Origin of the sequence: Bradyrhizobium sp. UFLA01-814 (assembly GCF_046718885.1) — a bacterium.
GTDB lineage: Bacteria > Pseudomonadota > Alphaproteobacteria > Rhizobiales > Xanthobacteraceae > Bradyrhizobium > Bradyrhizobium elkanii.
Genome location: NZ_JAQOSR010000268.1, coordinates 1 through 7,655 on the forward strand (window position 1 = coordinate 1; position 7,655 = coordinate 7,655).

Consider the following 7,655-nt stretch of genomic DNA (forward strand, 5'->3'; position numbering starts at 1 on the left):
GTCTTATCCGTGTACTATCGGCTCAGCGGTACCAAACGGGAAGGCCTGAAATTAAAGGGGTTTCCCCAACACACGATGCGACACCATACTTTCGAGTACAGAGCGCTCATCTCATTGAAATAGCTGCCGATCCCGGCAGGATTCGAACCTGCAACCCGCGGAGTAGAAATCCGCTACTCAGTTGATGGGGCCAGGCCGTGCCAGTTCGGTAAGGTGGCGTGCCCAAAAGCACTCCAGCCGTCGAAAATGCGCCCCACATCTCGACTTCTTCGATAAGCCTTTGAAATTACGGTAAACACGACCGCCCTCCGAGCGCACCATAAACCAAACCTTCTTGTTCATTGGGAGCGCCCGGCCGCGCACCTTCTTGCCGGCGGGCATCTCCGCACCGATAATGCTCGCTGCTCGCGCCGCGCGCGGGCTGTCCGCGGATTCCGGATGGTGATGTCGCCGCAGCTCTTCTTGGTCGCGACCGTAGGCGCGGCGGCCCGAAGCGGTGGCCGTCGCCAGGCCGCAGGATGTCGAACATGAGCCGCGCCTCGGTGCCAAGCGGCCGCGCAGCACGCCCTGTGGGAGATAGTCGAAGTATAGATACCTCCGGATATCCCGAAGCGCGCGAGATTGCGCCGTGCAGTGCTAAGCATTCGTACTTGAAACCTAGCGATGCAATGACTCCGCAACGCGCGGCTGAGAGCGTTCACAGCTGATCGCCGCAACGGCCCGCGAGGGCACGGAACTGCCCTGGTTTTGGCGCGTTGGAGGGGCAAGACGAATCTATTCCGTCCGTCACGCTCTGGCGTAATTGCCTGTTGTTCGGGGTGGCGGCACGGCGCCGACCCGGCGGCGAAGGGGCCGATCCGGACCGAACCGGTTTACAACGATGAGCGCTTTCAGAGCGATTCTGGTTGGCCTGTTCACCGCATTGATGGCAACGGCCTGGATCGGCGAGCGGGTCGATGGATGCGCGGCGCAGACGTCTCCGACTCAGTCCGCGAAGGCGTCTCCGCGTAAGCAGGGCGGCGACGACAAGGGGGTGACGATATCGGAGAGCCGCTACACGGCCGGATTGGTTACCGGCACGCCGCAAAGCACCGAATTCGCCATAGCCCAGGAAATCGCGACCACGCTGGCTACCGGTCAGGAAACCGGACCACATGGCCAAACGGCGTTGCGGGTGCTGCCAATAGTTGGAAACGGCGGTGTCCGCAACGTCATCGACGTCCTCACCTTGGCAGGCGCCGACATGGCCATCGCGCCTGTCGTCCTGGTCGCTCGCCTCCAGGACGCCAGGACCCTTGGGGACATCCGCGGCAAGCTGGTCTACATCACACTTCTGTTTGGTGAAGAATTCCACCTGATCGCGCGGCCCGAAATCAAAACGCTGGCCGACCTTGCGGGCAAGAGGATCAATCTGGGCGAAGAAGGCAGTGCCGGCGCGGTCTTAGGCCGCGAGGTGCTCAACAGTCTGGACGTAAAATTCGACGAAACGAACCTGAGCCTCGAAGCGGCGTTCGACGAGATGCGCAAGGGGCGACTCTCGGCCACCCTGCTGATCTCGGCGAAGCCGGTCACCTCGCTGGCACGCTACGCCCAGTTCAATGCGGTTAGCTTCCTCCCGATTCCTTATTCCTCGGCGCTGCGGCGCGACTACCTGCCTTCGACCTTACGTCACGAGGACTATCCGTCGGTCCTTGGGGTTGACGAAAGCGTCGACACGATCGCGATCAAAGCGGCCCTGTTCGCCTATAATTGGCCGAGCCGCAACGAGCGCTACGATCTGCTCGAGTCATTCGTGCAGACATTCTTCTCGCGCTTCGCCGAATTTCTCGGCGACGACCATCACCCGAGATGGCGCGAGGTCAACCTGGCGGAGCCGCTGCCCGGATGGCAGCGCTTTCGCCCTGCGGATCGCTGGCTCCAGCGTCAGGCGTTGCGCAGTGCGTTCGACCGCTTTCTCGAGCAGCATCCAGCGAACGATCGGTCCGACCGCGAAACGCTGTTCCGGGACTTCCTGCGGTGGCGGGAGCGCAACAAGGACAAGTGAACGAAAGCGTTGGGAGATTGTCAGATGCGCCATCGGTTGGCCGCCTTGGGATTGGCTGCATCGCTCGCCTTAACGACTGTGCCGACATCGCCCGGCGCGCAGCTGACCCAGCAAGGGAGGCAGCCCGCGCCGCAGGGCACGATGCCGGATCCGTTTCGGCAGCCTGCTCCGCAGGGGACGATGCCGGATCTATCGCGGCCGGCGGCGAGGACCGAGCCTCCTCGGAGGACCGAGGCTCCGCGAAGGACTGTTCGCCGAGTCCGCCCGGCGCAGAGGAAACACCACGTCGTTCGTTCGATGCAGGATCAACGAAGGATCGCCGAGAATCAGCGGAAGATGGCCGAAAGAGAGGGATACAAGCGGGTTAGCGATCTCGTGAATTTCCCGAAGTTCTTTCCGAGCCTCGGCATCCTGTTCGTGAAGCCCGAAACCCTTCCGCTGGGACCATTCCTGTGCTTCGACCGCAAGGACCGCTTGATGGCGACCGTATACATGGTTGCGGTCAAGGACATCGACGATCACAAGGCGTTCGAGGCGCCGGCGTTCGCCGGCGCGACCGACCACGTCAACATCTACTTCAACCCGGGACATCCCGGAGTCGATTCGCCGCACTACCACTTCGTGATCTGGCACGTGACCAAGAAGGAGGAGGAGCGCGTCGCAAATTGACGCGGTCCGCGCGCGAATCGGTTCGACATTTGCGGCGGCTTCCGCGCTTCACCAGCCAGCGTCGAAGCGAGAGAGGTTCAGTCCGGGAACGTCGGCAGATGCCCTTATCTGCGATGGGCGTGGCAGCGCATTGCTACGTTTGCGGATCAGCGGCGTCAGGCGGCTCGTTGATCGTCTGGAGTTTTACGAGAGCGCTGCGGGGTCAGCTTCGGTATTGTTCGCCTCGATCCAAAGCTGGCCGCCGGCACCTGCAAGTGCGGCGCAACTCGCGGTCAGCAGCATTATCGCGCGGAGCGCGTCCTCAAACGCGGCAATTGCCCGCTCATCGACGCCCGGCTGTCCGGACATGACGGCGTTCAGGGCGTCGCTGACTTTCGCTGGCTCCGGGCCTCCAAGATGGTATGAGAAGTTTGCAAACAACACGGCCCCGAGACCGGCGACCGCGAGTAGGCCCGCGACCCGAGCGACCGCATTGTTAACACCGGAGGCAATGCCAGTGTGGGCTTTGCCGGCAGCTGCCATCACCGTCGATGTCAGCGGCGGCACCGTGATCGCCATACCGACGCCCAGCAAAAAGATCGGCGGAAACACACTGACCCAGTAAGGCTGTTTGAAATCGACGAATGCAAGCATCGCAAATCCGCAGGCCGCGATGATAGGCCCAATGGTGAGCAGCAACCGCGGTCCCAAACGGTCAGCGAACGCGCCCATCAACGACGCCCCAAATCCCATGATCAGTGCAAACGGAAGCAAGGCCGCCCCGGCTTGGGTGGCGGAGTAACCGCCGAGCCGGATCAGACCGAATGGCAGATAGTAGATTGCGCCGCCAAGCGCGAAGTACAGCAATAGCGTTTGTGCATTCGTTGCGGAAAAATTGCGTGATCGGTAGAGGGACAATGGCATCATCGCCTGTTCAGGTTGGCGGGCTTCGACCGCGACGAACAAGACGAGGAGCACGGCTCCTGCTGCGAGTTGAGCCAGCACCGCTTTATCGCGAAATCCCGATGCCGGGATGGCATCTACACTCCACGTAATTGCCGCAAGGCCAATGGCCGCTGTTGCAGCCCCGGTTAAATCAAGTTGCCTGGCGTGCGGATCGCGACTCTCGCAGGCGAAGCACAGCGCAAGTCCAGCCGCGACAATTGCGAGCGGGACGTTGATCAGAAAGATCGCCCGCCACGAGACGTAGTCGACCAGCCAGCCACCCAGGACCGGGCCTAGTGCGGACATCAGGGCGCCAGCGCCCGCCCATATCCCGATGGCCCGACTGCGCTCGTGCTCGTCGAATGTCGCCCCCAACATGGCAAGGCTGGCTGGGATTAGCAGCGCGGCACCAAAACCTTGGACAGCGCGGCTGGCTATGAGCGCTGTAAAGTTCGGGGAAAGCCCGCAGGCAATCGAGGCCGCAGTGAAGACCATAAGCCCGAGAACAAAAATCCGTCGCCGCCCATAAAGGTCGGCCGCGGAGCCACCGACCAGCACAAGCGAACCGAGCAGCAACAGGTAGGCGTTCACGATCCATTGCGTCGCGGTCGCATCTGCTCGCAGGGCCTGCTGGATCTTAGGCAGGGCGACATTCACCACGGATCCGTCGATGAACGCCATGCTCGACCCGAGAATGGTTGCTGCCAAGGTGAGCCGCTTTCGCCATTGCGACAGGGCCATTTCAAAACAGGGAGTCCCCTGGATGGCACCGGCATCGCACGGCGGCCGTATAAATCCGATCATTGGACACTCGAAGCCGACATAGCGCCGGTCAATGCTCGCCTTGGGAGCACACTCATGCGAACCAGGCTCCAAACCCAAAGCGAGTGTTGCACTTTAAGCCATACTTGATGCGGTTCCGCCCGCTGCATGACTCTGAACCTAGGAACTCCGTCGATCGTGTGCACGTTGTGAGCTGCATTCGATTTTTGGGTTCCGAGTATGGTCAGCGTTTTTCGTAAGTCGGATTTTGTCTCCGGATAGCGCGCTTGGAGGCTGGCCGAGAGATCAACGCCGACAGCCGGTTACTCGCGTGAGGGCGTTCCTCCGATAACGATCGCCGAAATCCCGCGACCCTTGTGGCATCATTCTCTCACAGATTTGCCGAACCGGGATGGATTCGTGACATTTTCGCGCGGAAAGTAAATCGGAGGCGCGAAGGCGGGCGACTTGCCGCTCATTCAGCCGAGTTGGTACTCAACCTCAAGACTGCCAAAGCGCTTGGCCTCAGCGTTCCGCCGACGCTGCTCGCGCGCACCGACGAGTTGATCGAGTAGGACGTTGTCTCCAGCGGCGCACTTTGGTCGTTATTGGCCCGACTGCGACACGCGGACGAACCCGAGAATGTCTGTTCGTCGGGGTAGACCGGAAGGCAACGGCAGACCGGCAAAACGGTGCTTTTGACCCACAGGCTACATTGGCCCTAGCCCAAGGGCAACGCCCTATGCTTTGATATGTCGGACGGATCTACCGATCTCGGGAGGCCGTTTTGACCGACAATCGCGTGGAACGGCGGCTTGCGGCAATTCTGGCGGCGGATGTTGCCGGATACAGCCGCCTGATGGGTGCGGACGAGGAAGCGACCCTGCGGATCCTGGACGCGTATCGTCGCACGATATCCGATCTCATATCTGAACATGCAGGGCGCATTTTTGGATCCGCGGGAGACAGCGTGATTGCCGAATTCAGCAGCGCAGTACAGGCCGTGCGCGCCGCAGTTGCGATCCAGCGCGCGCTTGTTCGCCGTAACGCTGATCTTCCCAGCGAGCGGAGGATGGAATTTCGAATTGGCGTCAATCTCGGCGACGTGATGGTGGACTGCGACAACCTGCTCGGCGACGGAGTGAACGTTGCCGCGCGGCTACAAGGCGTCGCCGACCGGGGTGGAATTTGCATCTCTGGTGCGGTGCGCGATCAGATCGAAGGCAAGCTGAACTTTCCTCTGATGTCGATCGGACAACGATCGTTAAAGAACATCTGTCGTCCGGTTTCGGTTTATTCGGTGGACTGGCGGCTCCAGCATCCGGCGGCCACGGGCGTTTTGAGCGGCGAGCTTGCGCTGCCGGACAAGCCATCGATTGCGGTGCTCCCTTTCTCGAACATAAGCGGCGATCCCGAGCAGGAGTACTTCGCGGATGGCATCACAGAAGACATCATCACCGCTCTGTCCCACCACCGATGGTTCTTTGTCATCGCGCGAAATTCGACGTTCGTCTACAAGGGGCGAGCTGTCGACGTGAAGCAGGTCGCTCGCGAACTTGGCGTGCGGTATATCCTCGAAGGAAGCGTAAGAAGATCCGGTCAGCGTGTGCGGATTACAGGCCAGCTGATCGAAGCGGAAACCAGCAATCATCTGTGGGCCGAGCGGTTCGATCGCGACATGGCCGACATCTTCGCTATCCAGGACGAGATCACGCAGTGCGTGGTCGGCGCGATTGAGCCAGAGATGTTACTCATCGAAGGAAAACGAGCCTTTCGCAAGAGCGTCGGCAATTTGGATGCGTTCGATTGCTGCATGCGCGCGATGTGGCATTTTTCACAAAAGACCCCCGAGAACCACGACCAGGCCGTCACTCTGTTGCGGCAGGCGATCAGGCTTGATCCAACGCTCGCCCAGGCACACATGGCGCTTGCACGCACCCTGAACGGCCGGGTTTGGGACGGTTGGAGCGGCGATCTCGCAAACGACACATCCGAAGCTCATGCGGCTGCGGCGCGCTCGGTCGCGATCGATGACCGCGACCCCTATTGCCACTACGCGTATTGCTGGACGAGTTTGGTGATGAGAATGCACCCGCAGGCGCTTGCGGAGGCGCAGCGTTCCATCGACCTCACCCCGAATTTTGCGCTCGGTTTCCTCGCACTTGGCCTGGTTCGGGTCTATATCGGAAACTTCAGTGAAGCTCTTGGTGCTCTGCTGCGTTGCCTCCGTCTGAACCCGAACGATCCTCAAGCCGGCACCTTTCTCGGCTTCGTCGCGCTGGCGCATTATCACCAGGAGAACTACGAGGAGGCGGTCCATTTTGGTCAGCTTGCGAACCGTCCGCGCCGGTTTTACCCAGGTCTCAGAACTCTCCTGGCAAGCCTCGGCCAACTTGGACGTATCGAGGAAGCCCGACCGTTACTAAATGATTTGCTCTCCCGTCCGGCGGACCCGCAGCAGCTGTTCGACGTTACGACCCCCTACCTTGACGCGAAATACCGGAAGCACCTCGCAGACGGCTTGCGTCGTGCGGGGTTAACCAACTTACGGTGACAGTCGTTTAGTGAAAGACTGGTCGAGCGTCTTAGAGCAACGGCTCTCTAAACGGGGGAAGCATTCGCTGCGAACCGTCCGCCCTTGCGCCATGATCGATACTATTCGGCAAGTCAGGTTTTGGCCCATCGTGGCAGTTGGCGCAGTGCAACGACATGTCCGAAATTGAGGGTAGACCGGATTCGCTGGCCGATCAAAAAAACGACGCGATTGACCCTAAGCTGACCTTGACGACCAGAGGACTCAATCAATTTTGATGTTTGCGGTTCGGATCACTCTGCTCCACTTTTCGATCTCGGAGGCTATGAGCTTGCTGAAGTCGGCTGATGATCCGGGAAAGACTTCTGCGCCAAGCTCGGCGAAACGTGCCTGCAGTTTTGGATCAGCTAATCCCGCATTGATCTCTCTGTTGAGCGCCTGAACAATTGCCGTAGAGGTGTCGCGTGGCGCAACCACTCCATACCACGTGGTCGCGTCGTACTCGGATACGACCTCGCTGATGGAGGGTACATCAGGCAACGTTCGAAACCGATTGGCACTAGATAAACCGAGTGCACGCAATTGCCCGCCTCGGACATATTCAATCCCTGCAGGAGCAGGAATAAACACGGCCTGCACTTGCCCGCCGATAGCATCCGTAATAGCGGGACCCCGCCTTTATAAGGCACGTGAACAAGATCGACTCCGGCCAACATCTTGAAT

The 7,655-nt window shown here is 60.3% G+C and carries 5 protein-coding genes; 3 read left to right on the forward strand and 2 right to left on the reverse strand.

Annotated elements, in window-relative coordinates:
• Positions 1–880: 880 nt before the first annotated feature.
• Together PMN64_RS40840 and PMN64_RS40845 are read left to right on the forward strand one after the other, a co-directional pair.
• Positions 881–2,044 (forward strand): TAXI family TRAP transporter solute-binding subunit, encoded by a 1,164-nt coding sequence (locus PMN64_RS40840; RefSeq protein ID WP_411784841.1) that lies wholly within the window; start codon positions 881–883, stop codon positions 2,042–2,044.
• Between the two features lie 336 nt (positions 2,045–2,380).
• Positions 2,381–2,713, forward strand: a complete 333-nt coding sequence (locus PMN64_RS40845) for a hypothetical protein (RefSeq protein ID WP_411784842.1) — start codon at positions 2,381–2,383, stop codon at positions 2,711–2,713.
• A gap of 183 nt (positions 2,714–2,896) precedes the next feature.
• On the opposite strand, the gene PMN64_RS40850 is transcribed toward PMN64_RS40845, so the two are convergent.
• Positions 2,897–4,441 carry an MFS transporter gene (locus PMN64_RS40850; protein WP_411784843.1) on the reverse strand — a complete coding sequence of 515 codons (1,545 nt, stop codon included), beginning with the start codon at positions 4,439–4,441 and terminating at the stop codon, positions 2,897–2,899.
• Between the two features lie 745 nt (positions 4,442–5,186).
• Here PMN64_RS40850 and PMN64_RS40855 point away from each other — a divergent pair.
• Positions 5,187–6,953 (forward strand): adenylate/guanylate cyclase domain-containing protein, encoded by a 1,767-nt coding sequence (locus tag PMN64_RS40855; protein ID WP_411784845.1) that lies wholly within the window; start codon positions 5,187–5,189, stop codon positions 6,951–6,953.
• A gap of 243 nt (positions 6,954–7,196) precedes the next feature.
• On the opposite strand, the gene PMN64_RS40860 is transcribed toward PMN64_RS40855, so the two are convergent.
• Complete coding sequence (locus PMN64_RS40860; RefSeq protein ID WP_411784846.1) at positions 7,197–7,595, reverse strand: tripartite tricarboxylate transporter substrate-binding protein; 399 nt, start codon at positions 7,593–7,595, stop codon at positions 7,197–7,199.
• Positions 7,596–7,655: the final 60 nt, after the last annotated feature.